The following is a 25,455-nucleotide window of genomic DNA, read 5'->3' on the forward strand; positions in this document are numbered from 1 at the left end:
CCCTTGCGCGCGATCCCGGCAGCTTCCAGAGTTCGGCGATGGACCTACAGCTCTCACTGAAAACACTCCGCTACATCGTGGAGACCGCAGATTGCGGCAGCGTCACCGAAGCGGCGCGCCGACTGCAGGTTTCCCAACCGTCCGTTTCGTCGGCGCTGGCGCAGGCCGAACGCGATCTCGGCGTCCAGATCTTCGTACGCCACCACGCACGCGGAATGACCCTTTCGGTGCCGGGCCGCAGGCTGGTGGACGAAGCCAGGCCACTTCTGGTCCATGCAGCGGCCTTCTCGAAAACCGCGCGCGCGCTGGGCGACCCGCTCAGCGGCCAGATCGTGGTCGGCAGCTTTCCAACCCTTGCCATGCGATACATGCCGCGCATCATCGACGGCTTCGCGCGCGCCTTCCCCAAGATCGAGATCAGCCTGATCGAGGGCGACCATCACGAGATTCTCTCCGCCCTGCAGGATGGCGGAATGGAGATCGCCATCGGCTACGACTATGCGTTGCCGCCGGAGCTTCATGCCCATGAGCTGGCTGCGCTGCCTCCCCATGCGCTGCTGATGCCCGATCATCCCCTTGCCGGCGAAAAGGCGGTCTGGCTGGGCGACCTGGCCGAAGATCCCTTCATCCTTCTCGATCTTCCACACTCGCGCGACTATTTCGCGGGCCTGTTCGCCGCCTGCGGCGTCGAGCCGAACATCGCCTTTCGCAGCCGCTCTCCCGAACTGGTCCGCGGCCTCGTCGGCAACGGCCGTGGCTTTTCCCTCAGCAATGTCCTGCCTGCCGTGCCGATCGCCTATGATGGCAGCCGCATCGCAACGATACCGCTGCGCGACGACCTGCCCCCGGTGCGGATCATGCTGCTTCATCTGCCGGGATCCGGCATGCGCCCCGCCGTTGCGGCTTTCGCCGGCCATCTGCGCGCCGAATTTGCGGGCGGCGGCACCTCTGGTTAGAGCGCGCCTATGCAGGGATTAGTTTGCACATGGCTATACGATGATAGCGTCTCCTTATCCGTAGCATAGTTACAGGTTTTAACGCATCGATTTTGGTTCAATGCCTAAATTATGGATGCTCATTCATCGATGAATGCTTAATTATTAAACGGCTTTGCCATTGCAGGCGTAAGTCGCAGCAAACGATCCTTGGCTGGAAACTTCCAGGGGATCGACATGAAAACACTGATCGCGACGATACTGGCTTCCTGCACGGCCGGGCTAATAATGAGTTCTGCAGCATTGGCGCAGACCCAGATGCGCCTTGCCGTCGAGACGACGAGCGGAGATCCGACGCATGTGATGTTGTCTACCTTCCGCGACGCCTTGAGCGAGAGCGCCGGGGACGCCGTCACGTTCACCTTCAACGACGGCGGTTCGTTGGGCGATGAAACCGCGCTGGCCGAGTTGATCCGGGCCGGTGCGGTAGAGGTGATCCCGATGGGGTCCGACGGTGTCGCATCGCTGGACACCCACTTCTCGATCTTCGATACGCCGTTTCTGTTTTCCAGCAAGGATGATGCCAGGAAGGCGCTGGACGGCGAGTTCGGCGACGTGATGGCGCCATCGCTGCGGGAAAAGGCAAACCTGGAGGTTCTGGCCTTCGGCGAACTCGGCGTTCGCGTCATCAGCAACTCGAAGCACGAGGTCAAGTCTCCGGCGGACCTGTCGGGCCTCAAGCTGCGCACACCCAGCAGCCCGACACGCATGATGGCGTTCCAGACGCTGGGCGCCGTGCCGACCAACCTGCCGCTGGGCGAAGTCTACATGGGCCTGCGCCAGGGGGTGATCGACGGGCAGGAGAACCCCTTGTCCGTCATCAAGGAATTCTCCCTGCACGAGGCGCAACCCTATATCTCGCTGACCAATCACATCTACACCCCGATTACGCTGGTCATGAACGGCGTGGCCTATGACGCGCTCAGCGACACGCTGAAGGCGCAGGTAAAGGCGGCGGCGGAAGCCGGCGTCGAGGCCACAAGGACCCTGTCCGACGAAAGCGACGCCAAGCTGGTGGGTGAGTTCCGGGAAGCCGGCGTCACCGTCACCGAGCCGGACATCGCGGCCTTCCAGACGGCAGCCGAGCCTGTCCGGGCACAGATCGCCGAGATCGTCTCGCCGGAATTCATGGACAGCGTGAAGGGCCTGCTTCCATGAGCGCCGTCGCCACCCGCTACCCCCGCTTCATGCCCGACGGCTCCGGCACCCTCGCGCGGATCGGCCTCATCTACATCGCGTCCTCGGTCGTGATGGAGGAAGAGATGTCGGCCATGTCCGCTCCCGGCGTCTCCACCCATACCGCCCGCATTCGCCTGCCGAAGGTGACGGTCGAGGGGATAGAGGAGATGATGAACGCGCCGGAGCTGGAGACGGCAGCGCGCCACGCTGCCGCGCCGCCCATCGACGTTCTATGCTTCGGCGGCACGAGCGCCTCGTTCCTGCACGGGACGGCATACGACACGGCCCTGATCCGCAAGATCCGGGCATGGACGCCCGGGCCGATCGTCACCACGGCCTCGACGGCGACGCTTGCCGCCCTGCGGCAGGTGAAGGCCGGCAAGGTGGCGCTGGCAACGCCTTATGTCGGTGCGATCCACGACCGGGCCGTCCGCTTCCTGTCCGAGAACGGACATGAGGTCGTCAAAGGCGCCCATCTGGATATCACCGAGGACCACGCGCTGGCCGAAGTGCCGCTGGAACGCGTCTACGACCACATCCTGTCGGTCGACCATCCGGAGGCGACCGCCATCTTCGTGTCCTGCACCAACTTCCGCACCGTCGGCGCCATCGCCGCGCTGGAAGAGCGGCTGGGCAAGCCCGTCATCTCGGCCGTTCAGGCCTCGTTCTGGCATTGCCTGCATCTCGTTGGCGTGAAGGGCGCGAAGCCCGGCTACGGCCAGCTCTTCGCGGGGCTCGAAGCCGATGTCTGACAGTGTCGCCCTGACGGTCCCGCGCGGCGCCTTGCGGCGCAACGCCCTGATGGTCGTGGAGATCGCGGCGATCGCGCTTCTGGTCGCGCTCGTCGTCCTGGTGCTCGCCAATTCCCTCGGGCGCTATCTGTTCTCGCGCCCGCTGCCGTGGAGCGAAGAGATCGTCCGGTCTTTGCTGATGTGGCTCGGCGGCCTCGGCATCACGGTGGCGGCCCTGCGCAACGGGCTCATCGCCTGCGCCATCTGGACCTCGCGGCTGGGGGCAACCGCGCAGCGGCGGCTTCGCGTGGCACAGAACCTGTTCGGCATTGTCACCATGGCCGCGCTGGCCTGGTACACCTGGCAGTATCTGGGCATCTTCGGCGCCGACCGTTCGCCGCTGCTGGGCATTCCCAAGGCAGTGCCGATCAGCGGCATCATCGGCTGCGCGGCAGGCATGTCGCTTGCATTCATCATCGACCTGATCGCGCCGGAGGATCTGTAATGCTCGGCCTTGCCGCCATAACGCTGGGCGCCCTGTGCGCGCTCGTGCTGCTCGGACTTCCCGTCGTCATCTCGCTGGTCGCATCGGTGCTGATGTTCCTGGCGTTCTCCGGCGGCTGGGCGATGGCCCTGCCGCAACAGGTGCTGGCGGGTGTCGGGGACTACCTCCTGATCACGCTGCCGCTGTTCATCCTGGCGGGCGGCATCATGAATGCCACCGGCATCGCCGACCGGCTGTTCGACTTCGGCGCGGCGCTGGTGGGCTGGATGCGCGGCGGCCTGGCGCATGTCGACGTGGCCGCCAGCGTCATGTTCGGCGGCATGATCGGCACATCGGTCGCCGATCTCGCGGGCACCGGCTCCGTCACCATCCCGAAGCTGAAGGCGCACGGCTATCCGGGCCCATTCGCGGCGGCCGTCACGGCCACCTCGTCAGGCATCGGCGTGCTGATACCGCCGAGCTCTCCGATGATCCTCTATTCCGTCGTCACCGGCACCTCGCTGGGGGCGCTCTTCCTGGCCGGCGTGGTGCCGGGCCTGCTGCTGGCCGCCATCCTGATGATCACCATCTCGATCCTCGCCCGGCGCAACGGCTGGCAGCCGATGAACTCCTTCGAATGGACGCGCGTCATTCGGACGGGGGTCCATGCGATCCTGCCGCTGGGAATGCCGGCCATGATCCTTGGCGGGCTTGTATTCGGCATCTTCACCGCAACGGAGGCGGGCGCCTTCGCCGTCGCCTATTCCCTCATCCTCGCCGGCTTGGTGTACCGCACCCTGACACTGCCGAAGCTGCGGCAGGCGCTGGTGGACTCCGTGATCCTGACGGGCGAAGTCCTGATGGTGGTCGGATTCTCGACCGCGCTCGGCTGGGCCCTGTCGCAAAGCGGTGTGCCCGCGGCGCTGTCATCGGCAATCGATACGCTGGTCCCCTTCGAAAGCGTCACCGTGCGCATCTTCGCCCTGCTGCTGCTGGCGTTGATAGCGGGGATGGTGCTGGATCCGCTCATCCCGATGATCATGCCGGTGCTGTTGCCGGCGCTTCTGGCGATGGACGTGGACCTGGTGCATTTCGGCGTCCTGATCGTCATGACCGTGGTGATCGGGCAGGTCACGCCGCCGGTGGCGATCGCCCTTCTGGTGGCCGCCAAGATCGGCAAGGAAGACGTCTGGGACGTCACGCGTGCGAACATGCCGTTCCTCTACGCGCTGTTTGCCGCGCTCATCATCCTGACGCTGTTTCCGGCGCTGTCCACCACCCTGCCGGCGCTGATGAACTGAGGCCAGCGCACGGCCGTCGACAGGGCGGGGATCGGTTTTTCCTACGTCCTGCGACGGAACTTACTTCTTTCATCCGCGCCGGCGAGCGCGCAGTTCTTGGACTGAACAACAATCCCCGGGAAGTGAACATGATCGTCGAGAAGACCGACACGCTGGTCGTTGGGGCCGGGCAATCCGGCATCGCGATGAGCGAGCATCTGACAGGGATGGGCATTCCCCATCTGGTGCTGGAGCGCAGCCGCGTCGCGGAGCGCTGGCGCTCGGAGCGGTGGGACTCCCTGGTGGCAAACGGACCGGCCTGGCACGACCGTTTCCCCAACATGGAATTCACCGACCTGCCGCCCGATACCTTCCCGCCGAAGGAACGGATGGCGCGCTACTTTGAAGATTATGCGGCGATGTTCGACGCGCCCATCCGCACCAATGTCGACGTCAAGCGCGTGCGCCGCTGCGAGGGGCGTCCGGGCTTCGTCGCCACGACGTCGGCAGGCGACATCGAGGCACGGCGCGTGGTGGTTGCAACCGGTCCGTTCCAGGTTCCGGCCTTCCCCCGCATCGTGCCGGAGGACAGCGGCATCGCGCAGATCCATTCGTCGGCCTACAGGAACCCGCAGGCTTTGGCCGACGGCGCCGTGCTGGTTGTCGGCGGCGGCGCTTCCGGCTCGCAGATCGCGGAAGAGCTGAACAAGGCGGGCCGCACGGTCTACCTGTCCATCGGCGAGCATTACCGCCCGCCGCGGTCCTATCGTGGCCGCGACTATGTCTGGTGGCTCGGTGTTCTTGGCAAGTGGGACGAGATCAAGATCAACGCCAAGAAGAAGCATGTCGCCTTCGCGGTCAGCGGCTACGATGGCGGCAAGACCATCGACTTCCGCCGCCTCGGCAGCGCCGGCATCACCGTTCTTGGCATGACGGAAGGCTATGAGGACGGCGTCCTGACCATCGCCGACGATCTGGCCCGCAACCTGGCCGAGGGCGACCGCGCCTATCTCGATGTCCTGGCGGAAGCGGACGCCTATGTCGAGCGGAACGGCATAGACCTGCCGCCCGAGCCCGAAGCCTGGGCGATCCAGCCCGACCCCGCCTGCGTCACCGATCCGATCCGCCGGCTGGATCTGGCGGCGGCAGGCATCACGACGATCATCTGGGCGACCGGCTTCAAGTTCGATTTCAGTTGGCTTCAGGTCGACGCGTTCCATCCGGATGGCATGCCCTTCCACAAGCGCGGCATCTCGGTCGAGCAGGGAATCTATTTCCTGGGCCTGCCGGACCTGACCAACCGGGCATCCTCCTTCATCTATGGCTGCTGGTACGACGCCAAGTACATTGCGACGCATATCGGCGTGCAGCGCAACTACGATGCCTACCGCGCGCCGGTTGCCGAGCCGGCCTTGGCCACGCAGGACTGAACGCGGCATTTTCCGGGGGACCGCCAATGAAGACCGTCATGTTTCTCAACGGGCCGAATGCCAATCTCTACGGGCTGGACCCGAAGGGTACATACGGTACGGACAGCTTTCCGCAGATCGAGTCCGCCTGCATGGCGCGGGCGGAGGCGCTTGGGTTCAAGCTGCATTTCCGCCAGTCCAACCATGAAGGCCAGCTCATCGACTGGATCCAGGAGGCGCGCCAGAGCTGCGACGGCCTGCTCATCAACGCCGCCGGGCTGACCTACACCTCGATCGCGATCCTCGACGCGCTCCTGGCATTCGATGGCCCGATCATCGAATGCCACATGAGCAATATCTGGAAGCGGGAGCCGTTCCGCCACCATTCCTTCATATCCAAGGCGGCAACCGGCGTCATCGCAGGGCTGGGGGTGCGTGGCTATCTGCTCGGCCTTTCGGCGATGCACGAGCTGATCGCCGGAGACGCGGCATGACGGCGACGCTGGTGTTCCATAGCGGCCCGGACCCGTTCGAGCCCTGGCGCGATGCGCTTGCCCCCCATCTGGGCGAGGACGTCCTGATCGAGAAGTCCGATTCCGTCACCGACCCGGAAGCGGTCCGGTTCGCGCTGGTCTGGATGCCCCCGGAAGGCTTTTTCGACCGCTTCCCCAACCTGGAACTGGTGATCAATCTAGGCGCCGGCGTGGACCGGCTGGTTGCCCGCAAGGACCTGCCGGATGTGCCGATAACCCGGCTGTCGGACCCGGAGATGGGCCGGATGATGGCCGGCTTCGTCCTGTTCTCGGTGCTGCGTCATGCCCGCGAGATACCGCATTTCCAGGCCGCGCAGACCCGACGCGAATGGAGCTACCGCCACCCGCGCGCCGCGCAGGACATCACGGTTGCGGTGCTTGGCCTCGGCGAGCTCGGCGCACCGGCCGCCACGGAAATCGCCCGGCAGGGTTTCGACACGCATGGCTGGGCGACACGGCCGCGCGACCTGCCCGGGGTAACCGTCCATCACACCGAGGCGGCCCTGCCCGCTTTGTCCGCGAAGGCCGATATCGTGGTGTGCATGCTGCCATTGACGCCCGGCACCCGAAAGCGCCTGGACGCGTCCTTCTTCGACGGGCTGAAGCCCGGTGCCGCCTTCGTCAACGTTTCGCGCGGGGAAGTGGTCGACCAGGAGGCTTTGGTGGCGGCCTTGCAGTCAGGCCAGTTGTCCGGGGCGACGCTCGACGTCTTCGAGACGGAGCCGCTGCCGACCGACAGCCCGCTCTGGGATATGCCGGGCGTTCTGATTACGCCGCATCTTGCTTCTGTTGCACTGCCTAAAAGTGCTGCACCGCAAATCGCGGCAAATATCCGCGCAGTGCTGGCCGGTCGGGCGGTTTCCAACGAAGTGTCGCGTGTGCGCGGCTACTAGGCAGAATGCCGTCCTATTGAACAGTTTTCTGCGGACGCCCGAGCCTGTCCTTGGAAAAACCCATTCCTAACAGCCGATTAGAGGGATGAAGCACAAAAATCTTCGCACTGGATAGGTATTTCCAGTTAGGCGTCGGCTTCCCTCCCCTCGCAATATCGCACCCACAGATCACCCGGCCATGGCGCATGCCTCAACAGATGGGAACCATGATGAGACGCCTTCTTCTGACTGCATCGGCACTTGCTTTCCTGACCCCGTCCGCCTTCGCCGAGACCCTCGTGGTCAGTAGCTGGGGCGGCAGTTTCCGCGACCTGATCGCCGAGGCCATCGCAACCAAGTTCACCGAGGAAACCGGCGTCACCGTGGAGTTCATCACCGGTGGCACCATCGACCGGCTCAACCAGGCCAACCTCAGCAAGGACAATCCCGAAAGCGACGTGACCTTCACCACGTCCCATGTCGGCTGGCTGTACCGCAACCAGGGCCTCTTCGAGGATCTCGACATGTCGAAGATCCCGAACGCGGCCAACCTCGTCGAGCAGGCGAAGATCAGCCCGTCGCATATCGGCGCATGGGCCTATGTCTACACCATCGGGTACCTTCCCGACCTCGTCCCGCAGGACATCACCTTCGAAAGCTGGAACGATCTGTGGTCTCCCGAGCTGAAGGGGATGATCGCCGTTCCGGACTTCGACCCCTCGCACATCATCGCGGTCGCCGCGAAGCTCGAAGGGGTGGACATCGAGAATTGGCAGCAGGCCGAAGACAAGCTCCGGGCGCTGCAGCCCAACCTGAAGGCGTTCTATACCAACGACGCCAACTCGCAGCAGCTTCTGTCGACGGGCGAAACGCCGGTGCAGGTGCTGTTGTCGATGAACGCCTATCACATGCAGTCCGAAGGGCTGGACGTCAAACTGGCGATCCCGAAGGAAGGCGCGGTGCTCGGCATCGACACGATGGGCATCACCAAGGGCAGCACCAAGCAGAATCTGGCCTACAAGTTCATCGACACGGCCCTCGACCCCGAGGTTCAGGCCCGGATCGCCGAAATCAAGAAGGGCAGCCCGGTCGTCTCCAACGTCCAGCTTCCGGAAGAGCTGGCGTCCCTGCCCGGCATCTTCACAACGCCCGAACAGTGGGAAAGCCAGACGCTGATCATCCCGCATCAGTTGCGCGCCGAAAAGACCGGCGAATGGCGTCAGTGGTTCTCGGAAAACATGACCGCCGGCAACTAAGCCCCTCTGCCCCGCCGCGTTCGCGGCGGGGCCTCTTTCCTTCCCGATCTGGTCTGCCGCATGTCGAAGCGCCCATTCCTTCGCTGGTTCGCCTCTCCGTCGATCCTTATCGCGTTCGGCATCGCGGCGTCGTTTCTGGCTATCGTCCAGTACAGCTTCCGGGCCCATATCCCGGGATCTCTCGATCCCGGCGGCCTGACACTCGACAATTTCACCACGCTCTTGAAGGCGGTCTACGGCCAGGCTTTCCTGAATACGGTGCTGCTGTGTCTGTGGACGGCGCTGTTCACGCTGCTGATCGGCTATCCGCTGGCCTACGCGATGATCCGGGCCAAGTCCGCCCGGCTGCGCAGCGCCATTCTGCTGATATCGCTGACGCCGCTGTTCCTGGGTGAGATCGTACGCACCTATTCGTGGATGATCGTGCTCGGCAACCGGGGCTTCCTGAACTCCTTTCTGCTGCAGACCGGCCTGATCGACAGGCCGCTGAACCTGATGTTCACCATGACCGGCGTCGTCATCGCGCTGGTCCACTTCACCCTGCCGATCGTGGTGGTGATGCTGGCCGCCGCGCTGTCGCATATCGACCGCAACCTGGAGCGCGCGGCGCGCTCGCTTGGGGCGGGCCGTATACGCAGCTTCCTGACGGTGACGCTGCCCTTGTCGGTGCCCGGCATCGTCGCCGCGGCATCGACCGCCTTCGCCTGGACCTTTTCTGCCTTCGCCACCCCGCAGATGATCGGCGGCGGGCAGGTACAGACCATCTCGACGCTGGTCTATCAGGTCGGTTTCGCGTCGTTCAACTTCCCGCTTGCCGCCTCGCTGTCGCTCGTCGGCCTGCTCTTCACCCTTGCCGTCCTTGCCCTCTTCAATGCCGGCATCGGCCGGCTCGAACGGATCGGAGCGCACTGACCATGAAGAAAAGCGTAACCGACCGCGTTCTGGACTGGGGTGGCGCGATCCTTGTCGGGGCGATCCTGTGCTTCGTGATGATGCCCTTCGTTGTGGTGGCGATCGCCTCGTTCAACGATGGCGCCATCCTGTCCTTTCCGCCGCGGAGCTGGTCGTTCCGCTGGTATGCGAACGCCTTCCAGTACCGCGACTTCGGCGCGGGCCTCGTCAATTCGCTGAAAGTCGCGGCGGTCGGCGCAAGCGTCGCGGTGGTTGCGGGCGCCGGCTTCGCCTATGTGCTCGACCGGTACGAGTTCAGGGGCAAGAGCGCCCTGAACGCGATCCTGATGTCGCCGCTGGTCATCCCCAACTTCACCATCGGCCTCGGCCTCCTGATCCTGTCGGCGGCGGCCTCCCTGCCCCGCTCCATCTGGCTGGTCGTGGCGGTGCACGTCATCATCGTATTCCCCTTCGTCGTCCGCTCGGTCTACGTGTCGCTGCGCAATTTCGAGCGGCGCTACGAACAGGCGGCCGAAAGCCTCGGCGGGGGGCCGCTGCACGTCCTGTTGACGATCACCCTGCCGCTGCTGGTTCCGGGCCTCGTTTCGGGTTGCCTGTTTGCCGCGATCCTGTCGTTCAACGAGTTCACGGCCTCGCTCTTCGTGGTCAACCAGAGCACGCAGACGCTGCCGGTCGCGATGTACAACTACGTCCGCGAATATGCCGACCCGACGCTGGCCGCGCTGTCCGTGGTCTACGTGGCCGTCGTCGCCATCATCCTCCTGATCGTCCACAAGATCTTCCGCCTCGAAAAGGTTCTCAATGTCGAGTGAGATGCCCATTCCCGCGCCGTCGTCGGACGTGCCGGACGCCGCCGTCCAACTGGATGGCGTTGCCAAGTCCTTCTCCGGCATGACAGCGCTCGACCCGATCTGGCTGAAGATCCGCCGTGGCGAGTTCATGACCCTTCTGGGGCCATCCGGCTGCGGGAAGACGACGCTTCTGAACCTGATCGCCGGCTTCCTAGAAGCCGATGCGGGCGAACTCTTCATCGAGCGCGAGCTCGTCACCCAGGTGCCTCCGCACAAGCGGGAAATCGGCATCGTCTTCCAGAACTATGCGCTGTTCCCGCATATGTCCGTTGCGCAGAACGTCGCCTACGGCCTGAGGACGCGGCGTGTCGCCAAGGCGGAGATTGCCGAGCGTGTCCGCGAGGCGCTGGCGCTGGTGAAGCTGCAGGATTTTGCCGACAGACGCCCGAAGCAATTGTCCGGCGGCCAGCAGCAGCGCGTGGCGCTGGCACGGGCCCTGGTGATCCGGCCGCGCGTGCTGCTTCTGGACGAGCCGTTCTCCGCCCTCGACCGCAACCTTCGGGGCGCGATGCAGGTGGAACTGCGCGAAATCCAGACCCGCCTTGGGCTGACGACGGTGTTCGTCACGCACGACCAGAACGAGGCGCTCAGCATGTCGGACCGAATCGCCGTCATGTCGCGCGGCCATATCCGCCAGATCGGCAGCCCGGCCGACATCTACGACAGGCCGCAAAGCCTCTTCGTTTCCACCTTCGTCGGCGATGCCAATTTGTTTTCGGCGACCCTGCGCAGGCGGCTGGATTCCACCGCCGAGGTCGATATCGGCGATACGCCGGTCAAGCTGTCGCTCTTCCAGGACGACGTGCCCCCGGTGGGCCCGGTGACGGTGTTCGTGCGTCCCGAGCAGTGCCGCCTGACCGAGCCGGGCACCCCGTCGTCCATTCCGGCGCGCGTGGCCTTTTCCGTCTATCAGGGCAGCTATGCCGAACTTTATCTCGATTGTCCGGCCGCTGCATCGGGACGCGTGATGCTGCGCGTTCCGGCGGCCACGGCCCTTGCGCCGGGTGTCGCGGTCGCGATTGCCCTGCCGGAGCAGGGCGCGGCCGTCTACGCACGGGAGGACGTGCAATGACCCGCACGATGAAAGCCGTGATTGCCGCACGGCCCGGCGGGCCGGACGTGCTGACGCTGGTGGACCGCCCCGTCCCGGCGCCGGGAGACGGCGAAGTGCTGATCAAGGTCGCCGCTGCGGGGATCAACCGTCCCGACATCATGCAGCGCTCGGGCGCGCTGCCCGCGCCGGCCGGCGTTTCCGACGTGCTGGGGCTCGAGGCCGCTGGGGAGATCGTCGCCATCGGCGCCAACGTCGATCCCGCCGCGCTCGGCACGACGGTGATGGCCCTCCTGAAGGCAGGCGGTTACGCCGAGCATGCCGTGGCGCGAGCGGCCCACTGCCTTCCCGTTCCCGAGGGCCTGAGCCTGGAGGAAGCCGCAGCCCTGCCGGAGGGGGTCTTCACCATCTGGCACAATCTGTTCGAGCGTGGGGCGCTGCGCTCCGGCGAGACGGTCCTGATCGAAGGCGGCGCCAGCGGCATCGGCACGCTTGCCCTGCAACTGGCCGGGGCGATGGGCGCCAAAGTGATCGTGACTGCCGGCGGAGCCGAAAAGTGCCGCCGTCTGGCGGCCATGGGGGCGGAGGCGATCGATTACCGCACGGCGGATCTGGCCGCGGAGGTGCTGCGGCTGACCGGCGGGCGCGGCGCGGACGTCGTCCTGGACATCCTCGGCGGAGACGCCGTCAACAGGCATCTCGCCTGCATGGCGCCCGGCGGACGCCATGTCGGCCTGTCCTTCATGACCGGCATGATCGCGCCGGTCGACCTCGGCTTGCTGATGCGCAAGGGGCTCTGGCTCACCTCGTCGACACTGCGGCCCAAGAGCGACGAGGAAAAGGCCGCCATCGCGGCCGAGGTGCGCCAGACGCTTCTGCCGCTCATCGGGCCGGGCAAGGTGCGCCCCGTCCTGTCGCGCGCCTTCCCGCTGGCCGGGGTCTCGGATGCCCATACCCTGCTGGAGAGCGGCGACAATATCGGAAAGATCGTGCTGAGCATGCAGCCGGCGGCCGCCTGACCGTTCCAGACCCTTCCACCTTACCAAGGAAAGACTTGTCCATGGCCCATCTGCGACACCGGAAGTTCAACACGCGGGACACATATCCCGAACAGAATCTCGACAACGACCTGTCGCAGGCCGTCGTTGCGAAGGGCGGTACGACCATCTTCCTGCGCGGCCAGTGCCCGCAGGATCTGGACACGGCCGAGAACATCGCCAGCAGCGACCCCGTCGAGCAGACGCACAAGGTGATGCAGAACATCCGCCAGCTCGTGCAGGAGTGCGGCGGCGAGATGGAGCATGTCACCAAGCTGGTCGTCTACCTGACCGACGTGCGCCACCGCGAAGCGGTGTACCGCACCATGGGCTCCTACATCAAAGGCGTCTTCCCGGTCTGTACGGGCCTGACCGTGGTGGCCCTGGCCCGTCCCGAATGGCTGGTCGAGATCGACGCGACCGCCGTCATCCCCGATTGAGCGGACATAAGTAGACGGAAGGGCGAAGGCCCAGGGAGTTTCCATGACTTTTTCGATCGTTGGCCACTGTCCGGACACGGGAATGTTCGGCGTTGCGATATCCTCGTCGTCGCCGGCCGTTGCCGCGCGCTGCTCCTTCGCCCGGGCCGGCGTCGGCGCCGTCGCCACGCAGAACGTGACCGACCCGCGGCTTGGCCCGCACGCGCTGGACCTCATGGCGCGCGGGGCCAGCCCGCGCGAGGCGCTGGCGATCCTGGAGCGGAGCGGCTCGCACATGGCGTTCCGCCAGGTTCTGGCGGTGGGGCGCTCCGGCGAAAGCGCCATCTATTCCGGCACCGAGGTGCTCGGCATGTGGTCCGAGGCGCAGGGCCGCGATACGGCCGCCGCGGGCAATCTCCTGGCCGATGCCGGCGTGCCGGAGGTCATGGTCCAGTATTTCAGCAACTCGGAGGGCCATCTCGGGCAGCGCCTCGTGGGCGCGCTGCGGGCGGGTCTGGATGCCGGCGGCGAGGCGGGGCCCGTCCACTCGGCCGGGCTGCTGCTTGTCGATGCACAAAGCTGGCCGCTGGCCGAACTTCGGATCGACTGGAGCGACGAATGCCCGATCGCGGCGCTGGAAAAGGCCTGGTCGGTCTACCAGCCGCAGATGGATGCCTATGTCACCCGCGCGCTGGACCCGCGCCAGGCGCCGTCTTATGGCGTTCCGGGCGATGAATGACTACCCTTGGCGGGCGCCCGACCGCGCCCGGACAAGGTTCTTGAAGGTTTTGCCATGCCGCTTCGCTTCACCCTGCGACAACTGGAATATTTCATTGCCGTGGGTGAAGCCGGCAGCATCGCGCTGGCCGCCGAGAGGGTAAACGTCACCGCCCCGTCCATGTCGTCGGCCATCGCGCAGCTCGAAGCCGGGTTCGGCGTCCAGCTCTTCACGCGGCGCCACGCACAGGGCTCGGCCCTGACGCCGACGGGCGAGCGCTTCATGGAGCAGGCGCGGGTGGTGCTGGAAGACGCCGCCAAGCTGAACGATCTGGCCAATATCTATACCGGCAGCGTCCTCGGATCGTTGCGGATCGGCTGCCTGCGAACCTTCGTGCAGCTCATGGTTCCGCAACTGCGCCGCACCTTCGAAAGCCGCTATCCCAGCGTGGAGTTCAGCCAGGTCGAGCTGGATCAGGCACAGATCTTCGATGCGCTGGGGGCGGCCCGGATCGACGTGGCGTTGACCTACGATATCGCCCTGCCCAGCGACATCGATTTCCAGCCGCTGCGCACCCTGCCGCCTTACGTCATGGTGGACATGGATCATCCGCTGGCCGGACGCGCCAGCCTGACGGCCGACGAACTGCTGGGCCATGGCATGGTGCTTCTGGATATGCCGCACAGCTCCGACTATTTCCTGTCGCTGTTCAGGGGCCTCGGGCAGCGACCCCGCATCGCGGAACGCACCTCCGAAATCTCGATCCAGCGCAGCCTGGTGGCCAACGGCTTCGGCTTCGGCATATCGAACATGCGCACGGTCTCCGATATCTCGATGGACGGCAAGCAGTTGAAGTTCATACCGCTGCATACGCCGGTGCCGCCGCTGCAGCTTGGCATCGCCATTTCGCGCGCCGCGCATGTGTCCCGCACCATCCAGGCCTTCATCGACCATTGCCACGAAGCCGCGGATTCGGGCAGCCTGCCCGGCCTGCTGGCCTGACGGACATCTTCTCATGATACCCGACACAATCGACATCCTGACCCGGCTGGTGGCATTCCCGACCCTGTCGCGGCAATCGAACCTGGCGCTTCTGGACTATGTCGAAGGCCTGCTCGGCCCGGCCGGCATCCGCCTCCAGCGCTATGCCAGCGACGATGGCACGAGGGCCAACCTCTGGGCCAGCGTCGGGCCGGATATCGCCGGCGGCGTTGTGCTGTCCGGGCACTGCGACGTGGTGCCCGTCGAGGGGCAGGAATGGTCCAGCGACCCGTTCCGCCTGCGTGCCGAAGGGGGGCGTCTCTACGGGCGCGGCACCGCCGACATGAAAGGCTTTCTTGCGGTGGCCATCCGGGCCATGCTGCAGGCCGCCGGCCGAACGCTTCACCGGCCCGTGCACCTTGCGATCTCCTATGACGAGGAAATCGGCTGTCTCGGCGTGCGCGGCATGCTGGACATGCGGCGTGGGCACCCGGCTCGGCCGGCTCTGTGCCTGATCGGAGAGCCGACGGGCATGCGCATCGCCATCGGGCACAAGGGCAAGCGCGCCCTGCGCGCCTGCTGCACCGGCCGTGAGGGCCATTCGGCCCTGGCGCCCAATGCGTTGAACGCCCTGCATCTCGGCGCCGAGTTCGTAACCCGCCTGCAGGCCCGCCAGGAAGAACTGGAAGCTTCGGGCGCACGCGACGACGCCTATGACATCCCCTATTCGACGCTGCATGTCGGTACGATGCGCGGCGGTACCGCGTTGAACATCGTGCCGGGGCGCTGCGACCTGGAGTTCGAGTTGCGCGCCGTCGCCGCCGACGATCCCGACGCCATCATCGCCGGCATCGTCGCCGATGCAGAAGACATTGCCGCACGGCATCGCGGACGGTTTCCCGAAGCCCGCATCGATGTCGAGGACGTATCGGGATATCCGGGGCTGGATATACCGGCCGACACACCGGAAATCGCGCTGCTGCAGTCGATGCTGGGCGACAATGAGCCGCCCATCAAGGTCGCGTTCGGAACGGAGGCGGGCTTGTTCCACGAGGCGCTGGACATCCCCACGCTGATCTGCGGCCCCGGACATATGGCGCAGGGCCATCGGCCGGACGAGTTCGTCGGCGAAGACCAGCTCGCGCGCTGCGAAGCGTTCCTCGAGGCGTTGATCGCCGACGCATGACCTTGAAACCTACCAATCGTAACTTAGCTAAGCTACGATTGGTAGGTTCGAGGATCATTCAATGACACAAGACGCTATCCTGCTCATGGGCGGCTCCGGGGCGATCGGCCTTCTGACCGCCGAGGCCTTGCGCGCCGCGCATCCCGAGGTTCCCTTGTTGATCGGCGGGCGCGATGGCGCCAAGGCTCAGGCCACTGCGGACAAGCTTGGAAACGCCGAAGGCGTGGCAATCGACCCCCGCGCCGAAGACCTCGGGCTCGGGGCCCGCGAGGTGTCCGCGGTTGCCGTGTTCTATTCCGACGAGCGGCTTGCCGGGCTCACTTACGCCAAGGCACGTGGGCTTCCTCACCTTGGCATATCGTCGGGTATCTATGAGGTCGCGCCGGAAGTCGCGGTCCATATGAACAACCCCGGCGCTTCGGCGATCGTGCTTGGATATGAATGGCTGGTCGGGGCCACCACCGTTGCGACCCTGGCAGCCGCCAGGCCCTTCGCGCGCCTCGACAGCATATCGCTGGGTGCTCTTGTCGACGAGGATGATGGCGGTGGCCCTGCGGTCGCCGAGGATTTCGAGCGTCTTGCCCGCTTGATGCCCGCCGCATTGGCCCTGCGCGATGGCGCCTATGTCTGGCAGAGCGGCGACGATGCCAAATCCCGCTTCCACGCAATCGACGGCACGCAAGTCGAGGCCAATGGTTTCTCGTCGATCGACGTCGTCGGGCTTGCCGCAGCGACCGGCGCACGGAATGTCCGTTTCGATCTCGCGACAGGGGTCACTTCCTCGCGCCGGCGCGGCGAGGCCAAATCCACGGAGATCATCATCGAACTGCAGGGCGAGGACAGGCAGGGCAAGCCGCTTCGGAGCCGACATGCGGTCTTCCATCCCGGCGGCGCGGCCCCGCTGACGGCCCTTGGCACCTCGATGATCCTGGAACGGCTGGTCGGGCTCGACGGACGGGCGCCGACGGCACCGGGGCTCTATTTCCCCTATCAGGTCCTCGATCACGATCGATATCTGCGGCGGCTCGAAGACGCGGGGGGCGCAATCCTGGAACTGGAGACGCTTGCATGAATGCATCGACCGCGAAACGCCTGCCCCGGGAAGCGCGCCGCCAACAATTGCTGGAGGCGGCGCTCGGCATCGTCCGCACGGAGGGGGCGGACAAGCTGACCCTCGGTTACCTTGCCGAACGCGCCGGTGTCTCCAAGCCCGTCGTCTACGATCACTTCGGGACACGCTCGGTTCTGCTGATCGAGCTCTACCGCATGATCGATCACGAGCGGGTCGAAGCCTTCCAGGCCTCCATGGCCGGAGGCGGCCGCACGCGCCGTCAGACGGTGGACGCCCTTGCCGGTGCCTACATACTCTGTGCCGGCGACGTCACGGACGAGTTCCATGCGGTGGGCGCGGCGCTTGCGGGCAGCGAGGAGAAGGCGCAGGTCTTCCAGGAATTGCTGGGCAATTGTGTTCGCATGTTCATCGCGGTGCTGACACCGCACACGACATTGCCCGGCGACGAAATCGAGCGCCGATGCACGGCCCTTGTCGCCGCGGGCGAGGCGCTGGCCGCCGCGATGGTGCAGAAACGATTTACAGAGGCGGAAACCATTTCCACATTCGCCGCCGTGATCGACGGGGCAATCGCATGATCCCGCGTCCGCCATCCTTGCGGGATTTGCGTCAACATGTCGCAAAGGAGTGCTTTTCTTAATTCCGCCACAGGAGTATACGCCCCGTTCCAGCAGGGGTGTCACCGGAACATCATTGAGACCGGGCCGCTTGCCGTTATGATAGGCGCGGTTTCTTCGAAGTACGGAACGGCAATGGCAGACCCTTCAGCCGCTTCGACGCATGCCTTGTCCGTCGGGTTCGACGGAAGCGATGGCCATTCCCCGGATGGCCTCGGCAGTCTGTGTTCAGGCGACCGGGCCGCCCTTGCAACCGTGCAGAAGGCGCATTCCCCCGAATGAGCGAAGCCACCGTCGCGAAACCGCAGCGCAAGCACCGGCGCGCGCTGCGGAAGAAAAGCCTGATGGCCACGACACTGGGCAGCATCGGTGTCGTCTATGGCGATATCGGCACCAGCCCCCTCTACGCGATGAAGGAGTCTCTCCTTCATGTCGGCCACGCGCCGTCGCAAGCCGAGATCCTGGGCATCGTCTCGCTGCTGGTCTGGTCGCTGATCTTCGTGGTGACGGTCAAATACGTCGTGCTGATCCTGCGCGCCGACAATCAGGGCGAAGGCGGGGCCTTGTCGCTGATGGCGCTGGCGCAGAAGGCGCTGGTGCGCCCCAGCCGCGTCGTCATGGTTCTGGGCATGGTCGGGGCCGCGCTTTTCTACGGCGACGCGATCCTGACGCCGGCCGTGTCCGTGCTGTCGGCGGTCGAGGGCCTGAAGGTGACCTTGCCGTCGCTCGATCCGTTCATCGTGCCGATCTCCATCGCCATCATCATCGCGCTCTATTTCGTCCAGAGTTCCGGCACGGGCCGCGTCGCCGTGTTCTTCGGGCCCATCATGACGCTCTGGTTCATCACGCTTGCGGCCATCGGCCTTTTCCATATCGGCGATGCGCCGGTCATTCTGCATGCGCTGAACCCGCTGCATGCGCTCTGGTTCATGACCAGCCACGGCATCATCGGCTTTACCGTTCTGGGCTCCGTCTTCCTGTCGGTCACCGGCGCCGAGGCGCTGTATGCGGACATGGGCCATTTCGGCAAGCGGCCGATCCGCCTTGCATGGCTGTGGCTGGTGGGCCCGGCGTTGCTGATCAACTATCTCGGCCAGGGCGCCTTCGCGCTCAGCAGTCCGGCCGCCCTGCCCAACCTGTTCTTCCTGTCGGCGCCCGAATGGGCGCGGTTGCCGCTGGTGCTGCTGGCCACCCTGGCCACCATCATCGCCGGGCAGGCCGTCATTACCGGCGCCTTCTCCCTGTCCCAGCAGGCGATCCAGCTTGGCCTGCTGCCACGCCTGCAGATCGAGCATACCTCCGAGACGGAGCACGGGCAGATCTACGTTCCGACCGTCAACTGGCTGATGCTGGCGGGCGTCGTCGCGCTGATCCTCTTCTTCCAGGATTCCTCATCGCTGGCCTCGGCCTACGGCATTGCCGTCACCGGAACGATGATCGTCACCAGCCTGCTGGCCATCGTCGTTCTCGCCTATGGCTGGAAATGGGGCCTCGGCCTTGCCGTCGTGACGATGGTGCCATTCCTCATCATCGACTCCGCCTTCCTTGCGGCAAACCTGTTGAAGCTTGCCGATGGCGGCTACCTGCCGCTGGTCGTCGGTGCGCTGATCGTGCTTCTGATGTCCACCTGGGTCCGGGGCACCCGCCTTCTGACGGAAAAGGCCCGGCGCGACAGCCTGCCGATGCAGAGCTTCATCAAAAGCATGGCCGGCTCCGCCTCCGTTACACGGGTGCCCGGCACCGCCATGTACCTGACCGGCACGCCGGAGATCGTGCCCACCGCACTCCTGCACAACCTGAAGCACAATCGCGTCCTGCACGAGCATAATGTGATCGTGACGGTGAAGACGGCGAACTCGCCCTATGTCGCCGAGGCCGACCGGCTCGTCTATGAGGGCCTGTCACCCTCTTTCGAGCGCATCACCCTGCATTACGGTTTCCTGGAAGAGCCGAACCTCGTCCAGGCACTCATCCAGCTTCGGACGATGGGCATGAAGTTCGACGTGATGTCGACGACCTTCTTCGTCGGCAGGCGGTCTATCCGCCTTGCGCGGCAAAGCGAAATGCCACGCTGGCAGGGCAAGCTGTTCAAGAAGATGTCGCGCTATTCCTACGACGCGATCGATTATTTCCGCATTCCGGTCAACCGGGTGGTGGAGCTGGGCACCTACGTGACGCTGTAGCGCCCGTCAGGCGGGCCACCATCGGTGAAAGTGATGGACCGGCCCGTGCCCCTTGCCGATGCCGAGCCCTTCGGCGGCGGCCAGGGCAGCGTGTAGATAGGCCTTCGCCGAGGCCGTCGCCTCGTCCAGGCTTTCGCCCTTCGCGCGGCCTGCGGCGATCGCCGCCGACAGGGTGCACCCCGTGCCATGGTCGTTGGTGGTGTGAAGCCGCGGCGCCACCAGCGCCAGCGGCTCGCCCACCGGGCGGAACAGCATGTCCCGGCACTCGGCGCCCCTGCCGTGCCCACCCTTGATCAGCACGGCGCCGGCCCCCATCGCCAGGATGCTGTGTGCCTGGCGCGCCAGTTCCTCGTCGTCCTGTGCCGGCTCGCGGCCGGTCAGAAGGGCCGCCTCCGGAAGGTTGGGCGTGACGATTTCCGCCAGCGGCAGCAGCATGCGCTTCAGATTATCGACGGCGCCCGGCTCCAGCAGGGTATCGCCCGACGTCGCGACCATGACGGGGTCCAGCACGGCGCGCCGCCCGTATGCGGCCAGCCGGTCGGCGATCGCTTCCGCCGTCGCGGCGGACGAGACCATGCCGATCTTGATCGCGCCGACATCCATGTCGGTCAGGACGGCGTCGATCTGGGCCGCCACCATTGCGGGCGACAGGGTCTCGATGGCCGTCACGCCCTGCGTGTTCTGCGCCGTTACAGCCGTCAGCACGCTCGTGCCGTAGACGCCGAGCGCCGAAAACGTCTTCAGGTCGGCCTGGATACCGGCGCCGCCGCCGGAATCCGAGCCGGCGATGGTCATGGCGATAATGGTCATTCGGCCTCCCGCAATACTGAACCGCCGTGGATGGCGAGGCTGCCCGCCCCTGTCAATCCAGATGCCGCGCCACGGCCTCCAGGAAGTCGTACTCGTCGACCGGCCAGGAGCCCTCTGGCTTGGACTGGGCGCCCCACATGGCGATCACCACCTGCCGCCGCGGATTAATGTAGATATACTGTCCGAAGATGCCGATGGCGGCGAAGGCGCCATCCTGCTCGAACCCGTCATTCTGCGATACGGGCCACCACATGTAGCCGTAATCCACCATGCGCCCGCCGATTTCGTGCGGTGCACCGGCCTGCCGCACCCAGCCCTCCGGCAGGACGCGCTCGCCGCCGATGGTGCCGTCCTCCAGGATGAACTGGCCGAAGCGGGCATAGTCGCGCAGCGTCGCCGACAGGCCGCTTCCGCCGACCTCCAGCCCATCCGGGGATTCAAGCCACCATGTCGCGTCCCGCTCCATGCCCGCGCGCGACCATATCTTTTCGGAGAGATAGTCGGCCAGCGGCCGGCCCGTCGCCGCGGCGACCAGTTCTCCCAGGATGTGCGTCTCGCCCGTCGAATAGGTCCAGACGGCGCCCGGCTCGCCCAAGCGGTCGAGAGAGCCCATGAACTGCAGGATGGTATGGGGCTCCTGGCCGATCTGCAGGTCCAGCATGCGCCGGCGGTCGGATGTCGGGTCCGTATAGCGCTCGTTCCACTTGACGCCGGACGACATCAGCAGGATCTGGCGGATCGTGACCCCGTCATAGACGGTTCCCTTGAGTGCCGGCAGGTAGGTGTCCACGCGATCGTCGATCCGCTCTATCGACCCGTCACGGATGGCGGCCCCCACAAGCGTCGAGGTGATCGACTTGGCGATCGACATCGACATCCAGCGCGTCTTCTCGTCATTGCCGAGCTCGTAATCCTCGAAGACGGTTTCGCCGTTCTTGAGCACCATCAGCGCGGCAACGCGGTTCATCGACATGTAGTCGTAGAGATCGTAGTTCTTGCCGCCGGACGGAATGACCAGTCCGTCGAGGCTGCGTGACGAGGGCGCAAACGCGCGCACCGGGCCGCCCGCCGCGACGATGCGGGTCGGGAACAGCCGGTCTATGTTGCGGAAGGTGCGCACCTGCCGGTCCGGCAAGAGCTTGCCGTCATACATTTCCTGCACCGTGCCGATATCGGCCGCATCCGCGCCCCGCTCCTGCGAAAATGCAGGCGCCGCGAGGCAGCCGAAGGTCAACAGGCCGGCAATAACGATCCGCCGCAAGGACCGGTCAAAGGCATATCGATATCCGGGCATCGGCGTCACCCACTGTAAATTCAACCATCGGTTGCCTCTTCCAGACCAAAGCCGATGCCAATGCAAGGGGCGTCATGCATGCGATCCATTGTCGCACGGGATAGAAATGGGGTTCCCCTGCCCAGTTCTCGCCGCATCCCGCCAATAGCGCTTGACCTGGGGACAATTACATTCACGGATAAGATGAACATATCGGACGTTGCTGCCAACAAGGCCGTCAGGGCCCTGTCGATGCTTGCTCTATGTGCACTCGCCGCCTGCCAGTCTACGGATATGGCTGAGCTTGCACCCAAGAAGCAGATCAATCCGAAGGACAAGGAATGCTTGGCGAGAGCCATGTATTTCGAATCCAACCGATCCAGCGACGAGGGTATGCTGGCAGTCGGAACGGTTGTGATGAACCGCGTCGGCTCCGAAAGTTATCCGGAATCCGTCTGCGGTGTCGTCGGGCAGAAGAATCAGTTCGCGAGCGGCGTGATGACGCGCCCCATGAAGGCCGGCAAGGAGCGCGCGGAGCGCGTTGCCGAGGCGGTTCTGCAGGGCGAGCGCCACGCGCTTGTCGGCAATGCCATGTATTTTCACACGGCGGGCCTCAGCTTCGGCTATCCGAACATGAACTACGTTGCGGTGGCTGGCGGAAACGCCTTCTACCAGAGGCTGTCGCGCCAGTTGCGCGAGGGGCGGCGGATGACGTCGCAAAGCGAAGCGCGCACGGCGCAGGCGGCACACATGGCCGCCGGCAACCCCATCGTGATGTCAATTGCGCCCGAAGCGGAGCCGGCCAACCGCAATGGCGCCGGCTCCGGTATCCTGCAGGCTCTAAAGGCCGCGCAAGTCGACCGGAAGTAGCTCTTCCGGGAAGTCCTGGTAGGACACCGGCCGCAGGAAGCGGTCGATGGCCATGCCGCCGACGGAGGTGGAACGCCCGTCCGACGTGGACGGGAACGGCCCGCCATGCACCATGGCGGGAGAAACCTCGACACCCGTTCCGAAGCCGTTGACGAGAAGGCGGCCAGCCTTGCGCTCCAGCAGCGGCAGCAGCGCCTTGACCCGCTCTCCATCCGACTGCGCGATATGCAGCGCGATGGTCAACTGGCCCTCGATCCCTTCCAGGATCTCGCGCAATTCGGTTTCGTCCTTGCAGCGGACCACCAGCGATGCGGCGCCGAACACCTCATCGTGCAGCGACGGATCGGCCGTGAAGTCTGCGCCCGAAACGGCAAACAGCGCCGGCTGCCCCTGGCATCCCTGCCCCGGCTGGCCACGGCCGAGTTCACTGACGGCCGCGTTGCCGGCAAGGCTGGAAACGCCGTCGGCGAACGCCTTGTGAATGCCGGGCGTCAGCATCGTCTGCGCCGCGATGCCACCGAGCGCGGCGGCTGCGGCCTTTTCGAACGCCGTTACCTCCGGGCCTTCGACTGCCAGGATGAGGCCGGGGTTGGTGCAGAACTGGCCGGAGCCGAGCGTGACCGACTGGGCGAAGGCGGTGGCGATGGCCTCGCCCCGCTCGGCCAGCGCGCCCGGCATCAGCAGCACGGGGTTGATGGAGCTCATCTCCGCATAGACGGGGATCGGAACCGGCCTGTCCTGCGCGATCTTCATGAGGGCCGTGCCGCCCCCGCGCGACCCGGTGAAGCCGACCGCCTTGATGCGGGCATCGGCGACAAGGCCCTGGCCGATCTTGCGGCCGGTATCGAACAGCAGCGCGAAGGTGCCGGCCGGCATGCCCTTGTCGGCCACGGCCTTCTGCACGGCACGTCCCACCAGTTCGGACGTGCCGAGATGGGCCGAGTGGGCCTTGGTGATGACCGGACAGCCTGCTGCAAGGGCCGAAGCGGTATCACCGCCGGCAATCGAGAAGGCCAGAGGGAAATTGGAGGCCGAGAAGACGGCAACCGGGCCAAGGCCGATCATGTGGGCGCGCAGTTCGGGCTTGCGGGCCGGCTTGCGCGTCTCGTCCGCTGCATCCTTCACCGTCCGCAGGAAAGTCTTCTTGCGCACGATATCGGCGAAGAAGCGGAGCTGGCCGACGGTGCGTCCGCGCTCGCCCTCGATACGGCCGCGCGGCAGGCCACTTTCGGCAACGCAGCGCTCGATCAGTTCGTCACCGAGGGCCATGATGTTGTCGGCGATGGCTTCCAGGAAGGCAGCGCGCTCTTCCAGCGGACGGTTGCGATAATCGTCGAAGGCAGCCTCGGCCAGCGCACAGGCCTGCTCGAGGTCGGCCTCGGTGGCGCCGCCGAAAGCGGGCTCGAGCGTCGTGCCGGTGGCAGGGTCGAAGGCACGGGCCTCGCCATTGACGCCACGTACGGCCTTACCGCCTATGAGGTTCTCGCCGGTGATCGGCATATGGGCTCTCCCTTGTATCGATCCTTTTCGCCGGGGAACCGGCGAAACAATGGATTTTGCAGACAATGTGCAAATCCACGGCGCATACCTTTCGCAAGGGAGGCCCAACGTCAAGGCATGGACGCGGAGCGCGGCTGCCGGTGATGCCGTTTGCAGGCAACCCGGCAGTTCAGGACGGTGGTTAACCCGCGTGCGTTGATGCCCGCACGATGGGGGCGACTTCCGTGCCCAGGAGCTCGATCGAACGCTTCATCGCGGCCGTCTCCAAAGAGGCGGTACTCATCTGGAACGTAATGCGCGAGAGGCCGCCGAGCGTCTCGCTTGCCCGAAGCATCTTGGCAGAAACCGTTGCCGGATCGCCGATCAGGAACGCCCCTTCCGGGCTCGCCATGGCGTCGAACTGTTCCCGTGACGGTGGCGGCCAGCCGCGCTCGCGGCCGATCCTGCCGGTCAGATGCGCCCAGCCGGGAAAGAACGCATCCCGGGCCGCCGCGTCGGTTTCGCCGACGAAGCCCATCGCATGGATGCCCACCTTGAGGGTGTCGGGGCTATGCCCGGCGCTTTTGCCGGCCTCGCGATAAAGCTCGACGAGCGGGCGGAACCGCTCGAAGGTGCCGCCTATGATCGCCACCATCAGCGGCAGGCCAAGCGTGCCCGCGCGCGCAAACGAGCGCGGCGTGCCGCCGACGCCGATCCACAGCGGCAGGCGCGGCTGATGGGGGCGCGGATAGATGCCCTGCCCCTCAAGGGGCGCGCGGAAGCGGCCCTTCCAGATCGGGAAGGTCGTCCCGTTCAGCTTCAGGAGAAGATCGAGCTTTTCGGCGAAGAGCTCGTCATAGTCCCGCGGGTCGGCACCGAAGAGCGGATAGGCTTCGCCGAAAGAGCCCCGCCCCACGACGATTTCGGCGCGGCCCCTGGCGATCAGGTCGAGCGTGGCGAACTCCTGGAAGATGCGGACAGGGTCGGCGGCGCTCAGCACCGTCACGGCGCTCGTCAGTCTGATCCGGCTGGTGCGGGCGGCGGCGGCGGCCAGGATGATGGGCGGTGCCGAATCCAGAAACTCGGCACGATGGTGCTCGCCGATACCGAAGACATCCAGCCCGGCCCGGTCGGCAACCTCGACCTCATCGAGCAGATCGGCCATGCGGTCCGTTGCCGAAGGCGGTTTGCCCGTCGCCGGATCCGGCAGAATGGCGGCAAAGCTGTCGATACCGATTTCCATGCATATGTCCTTCA

General features: G+C 65.5%; 24 protein-coding genes and 1 pseudogene. 21 read left to right on the forward strand and 4 right to left on the reverse strand.

All coding sequences use genetic code 11. The features are described 5' to 3' along the window. Nucleotides 1-38: 38 nt before the first annotated feature. The 20 genes from AUL31_RS18365 to AUL31_RS18460 all read left to right on the forward strand — a co-directional run bounded on the left by AUL31_RS18365 (nt 39) and on the right by AUL31_RS18460 (nt 19,766). Complete coding sequence (locus AUL31_RS18365) at nt 39-956, forward strand: LysR family transcriptional regulator (RefSeq protein ID WP_060609999.1); 918 nt, start codon at nt 39-41, stop codon at nt 954-956. Nucleotides 957-1,172: 216 nt separating this feature from the next. Then, the gene (locus tag AUL31_RS18370) at nt 1,173-2,153 is read left to right on the forward strand and encodes a TRAP transporter substrate-binding protein (RefSeq protein WP_060610002.1); all 981 of its coding nucleotides are present in this window, start codon (nt 1,173-1,175) and stop codon (nt 2,151-2,153) included. Next, entirely contained in the window at nt 2,150-2,926 is a 777-nt protein-coding gene (locus tag AUL31_RS18375; protein WP_060610005.1) for a maleate cis-trans isomerase family protein, read from the forward strand. Before AUL31_RS18370 ends, AUL31_RS18375 begins: the two co-directional genes overlap by 4 nt. Beyond that, nucleotides 2,919-3,410 carry a TRAP transporter small permease gene (locus tag AUL31_RS18380; protein WP_060610008.1) on the forward strand — a complete coding sequence of 164 codons (492 nt, stop codon included), beginning with the start codon at nt 2,919-2,921 and terminating at the stop codon, nt 3,408-3,410. The genes AUL31_RS18375 and AUL31_RS18380 overlap by 8 nt, the downstream gene beginning before the upstream one ends. Beyond that, nucleotides 3,410-4,690: a TRAP transporter large permease gene (locus AUL31_RS18385; protein ID WP_060610011.1), complete on the forward strand. Its 1,281-nt coding sequence runs from the start codon at nt 3,410-3,412 to the stop codon at nt 4,688-4,690. Before AUL31_RS18380 ends, AUL31_RS18385 begins: the two co-directional genes overlap by 1 nt. A 128-nt stretch (nt 4,691-4,818) precedes the next feature. After that, nucleotides 4,819-6,099 carry a flavin-containing monooxygenase gene (locus tag AUL31_RS18390; protein WP_060610014.1) on the forward strand — a complete coding sequence of 427 codons (1,281 nt, stop codon included), beginning with the start codon at nt 4,819-4,821 and terminating at the stop codon, nt 6,097-6,099. 26 nt (nt 6,100-6,125) lie between these two features. Then, on the forward strand, nt 6,126-6,572 hold the full coding sequence (locus tag AUL31_RS18395) for a type II 3-dehydroquinate dehydratase (RefSeq protein ID WP_060610016.1): 447 nt from the start codon (nt 6,126-6,128) through the stop codon (nt 6,570-6,572). After that, the gene (locus tag AUL31_RS18400) at nt 6,569-7,504 is read left to right on the forward strand and encodes a 2-hydroxyacid dehydrogenase (protein WP_060610021.1); all 936 of its coding nucleotides are present in this window, start codon (nt 6,569-6,571) and stop codon (nt 7,502-7,504) included. The genes AUL31_RS18395 and AUL31_RS18400 overlap by 4 nt, the downstream gene beginning before the upstream one ends. A 209-nt stretch (nt 7,505-7,713) precedes the next feature. Further along, nucleotides 7,714-8,739 carry an ABC transporter substrate-binding protein gene (locus tag AUL31_RS18405; protein ID WP_200801696.1) on the forward strand — a complete coding sequence of 342 codons (1,026 nt, stop codon included), beginning with the start codon at nt 7,714-7,716 and terminating at the stop codon, nt 8,737-8,739. A gap of 60 nt (nt 8,740-8,799) precedes the next feature. Beyond that, nucleotides 8,800-9,651: an ABC transporter permease gene (locus AUL31_RS18410; RefSeq protein WP_060610024.1), complete on the forward strand. Its 852-nt coding sequence runs from the start codon at nt 8,800-8,802 to the stop codon at nt 9,649-9,651. Between the two features lie 2 nt (nt 9,652-9,653). Next, nucleotides 9,654-10,463: an ABC transporter permease gene (locus AUL31_RS18415; protein WP_060610027.1), complete on the forward strand. Its 810-nt coding sequence runs from the start codon at nt 9,654-9,656 to the stop codon at nt 10,461-10,463. Continuing rightward, a complete protein-coding gene (locus AUL31_RS18420; protein ID WP_060610030.1) occupies nt 10,453-11,574 on the forward strand; it encodes an ABC transporter ATP-binding protein in 1,122 nt (373 codons plus the stop codon). Before AUL31_RS18415 ends, AUL31_RS18420 begins: the two co-directional genes overlap by 11 nt. Continuing rightward, nucleotides 11,571-12,572 carry an NAD(P)H-quinone oxidoreductase gene (locus tag AUL31_RS18425; protein ID WP_082647015.1) on the forward strand — a complete coding sequence of 334 codons (1,002 nt, stop codon included), beginning with the start codon at nt 11,571-11,573 and terminating at the stop codon, nt 12,570-12,572. Before AUL31_RS18420 ends, AUL31_RS18425 begins: the two co-directional genes overlap by 4 nt. Nucleotides 12,573-12,613: 41 nt before the next feature. Further along, nucleotides 12,614-13,030: a RidA family protein gene (locus AUL31_RS18430; RefSeq protein ID WP_060610033.1), complete on the forward strand. Its 417-nt coding sequence runs from the start codon at nt 12,614-12,616 to the stop codon at nt 13,028-13,030. A 43-nt stretch (nt 13,031-13,073) separates the two neighbouring features. Beyond that, entirely contained in the window at nt 13,074-13,748 is a 675-nt protein-coding gene (locus AUL31_RS18435) for a DUF1028 domain-containing protein (protein WP_060610036.1), read from the forward strand. Nucleotides 13,749-13,802: 54 nt separating this feature from the next. Next, nucleotides 13,803-14,729: a LysR family transcriptional regulator gene (locus AUL31_RS18440; RefSeq protein WP_060610224.1), complete on the forward strand. Its 927-nt coding sequence runs from the start codon at nt 13,803-13,805 to the stop codon at nt 14,727-14,729. Between the two features lie 13 nt (nt 14,730-14,742). Further along, on the forward strand, nt 14,743-15,894 hold the full coding sequence (gene argE, locus AUL31_RS18445) for an acetylornithine deacetylase (RefSeq protein ID WP_060610039.1): 1,152 nt from the start codon (nt 14,743-14,745) through the stop codon (nt 15,892-15,894). Nucleotides 15,895-15,955: 61 nt separating this feature from the next. Beyond that, nucleotides 15,956-16,966, forward strand: a complete 1,011-nt coding sequence (locus AUL31_RS18450; RefSeq protein WP_060610042.1) for a Rossmann-fold NAD(P)-binding domain-containing protein — start codon at nt 15,956-15,958, stop codon at nt 16,964-16,966. Then, nucleotides 16,963-17,544 (forward strand): TetR/AcrR family transcriptional regulator, encoded by a 582-nt coding sequence (locus AUL31_RS18455; protein ID WP_143190300.1) that lies wholly within the window; start codon nt 16,963-16,965, stop codon nt 17,542-17,544. Before AUL31_RS18450 ends, AUL31_RS18455 begins: the two co-directional genes overlap by 4 nt. Nucleotides 17,545-17,861: 317 nt before the next feature. Further along, the gene (locus AUL31_RS18460) at nt 17,862-19,766 is read left to right on the forward strand and encodes a potassium transporter Kup (RefSeq protein ID WP_060610046.1); all 1,905 of its coding nucleotides are present in this window, start codon (nt 17,862-17,864) and stop codon (nt 19,764-19,766) included. Nucleotides 19,767-19,772: 6 nt separating this feature from the next. On the opposite strand, the gene thiD is transcribed toward AUL31_RS18460, so the two are convergent. Together thiD and AUL31_RS18470 are read right to left on the reverse strand one after the other, a co-directional pair. After that, entirely contained in the window at nt 19,773-20,576 is an 804-nt protein-coding gene (gene thiD, locus AUL31_RS18465; protein WP_060610050.1) for a bifunctional hydroxymethylpyrimidine kinase/phosphomethylpyrimidine kinase, read from the reverse strand. A 52-nt stretch (nt 20,577-20,628) separates the two neighbouring features. Next, nucleotides 20,629-21,870, reverse strand: a complete 1,242-nt coding sequence (locus AUL31_RS18470; protein WP_060610053.1) for a serine hydrolase domain-containing protein — start codon at nt 21,868-21,870, stop codon at nt 20,629-20,631. Nucleotides 21,871-22,143: 273 nt separating this feature from the next. Here AUL31_RS18470 and AUL31_RS20750 point away from each other — a divergent pair. Next, nucleotides 22,144-22,536, forward strand: a pseudogene (locus tag AUL31_RS20750) (cell wall hydrolase); the annotation flags it as partial. A 153-nt stretch (nt 22,537-22,689) separates the two neighbouring features. Here the strand turns inward: AUL31_RS20750 and AUL31_RS18480 are convergent. Both AUL31_RS18480 and AUL31_RS18485 read right to left on the reverse strand, forming a co-directional pair. Then, the gene (locus tag AUL31_RS18480; protein ID WP_060610059.1) at nt 22,690-24,219 is read right to left on the reverse strand and encodes an aldehyde dehydrogenase (NADP(+)); all 1,530 of its coding nucleotides are present in this window, start codon (nt 24,217-24,219) and stop codon (nt 22,690-22,692) included. Nucleotides 24,220-24,400: 181 nt separating this feature from the next. Next, nucleotides 24,401-25,441, reverse strand: a complete 1,041-nt coding sequence (locus AUL31_RS18485; RefSeq protein WP_060610062.1) for an LLM class flavin-dependent oxidoreductase — start codon at nt 25,439-25,441, stop codon at nt 24,401-24,403. Between the last annotated feature and the right edge of the window lie 14 nt (nt 25,442-25,455).

Origin of the sequence: Aureimonas altamirensis (genome assembly GCF_001463885.1) — a bacterium.
In the GTDB taxonomy this organism is placed as follows: Bacteria; Pseudomonadota; Alphaproteobacteria; order Rhizobiales; family Rhizobiaceae; genus Aureimonas; species Aureimonas altamirensis.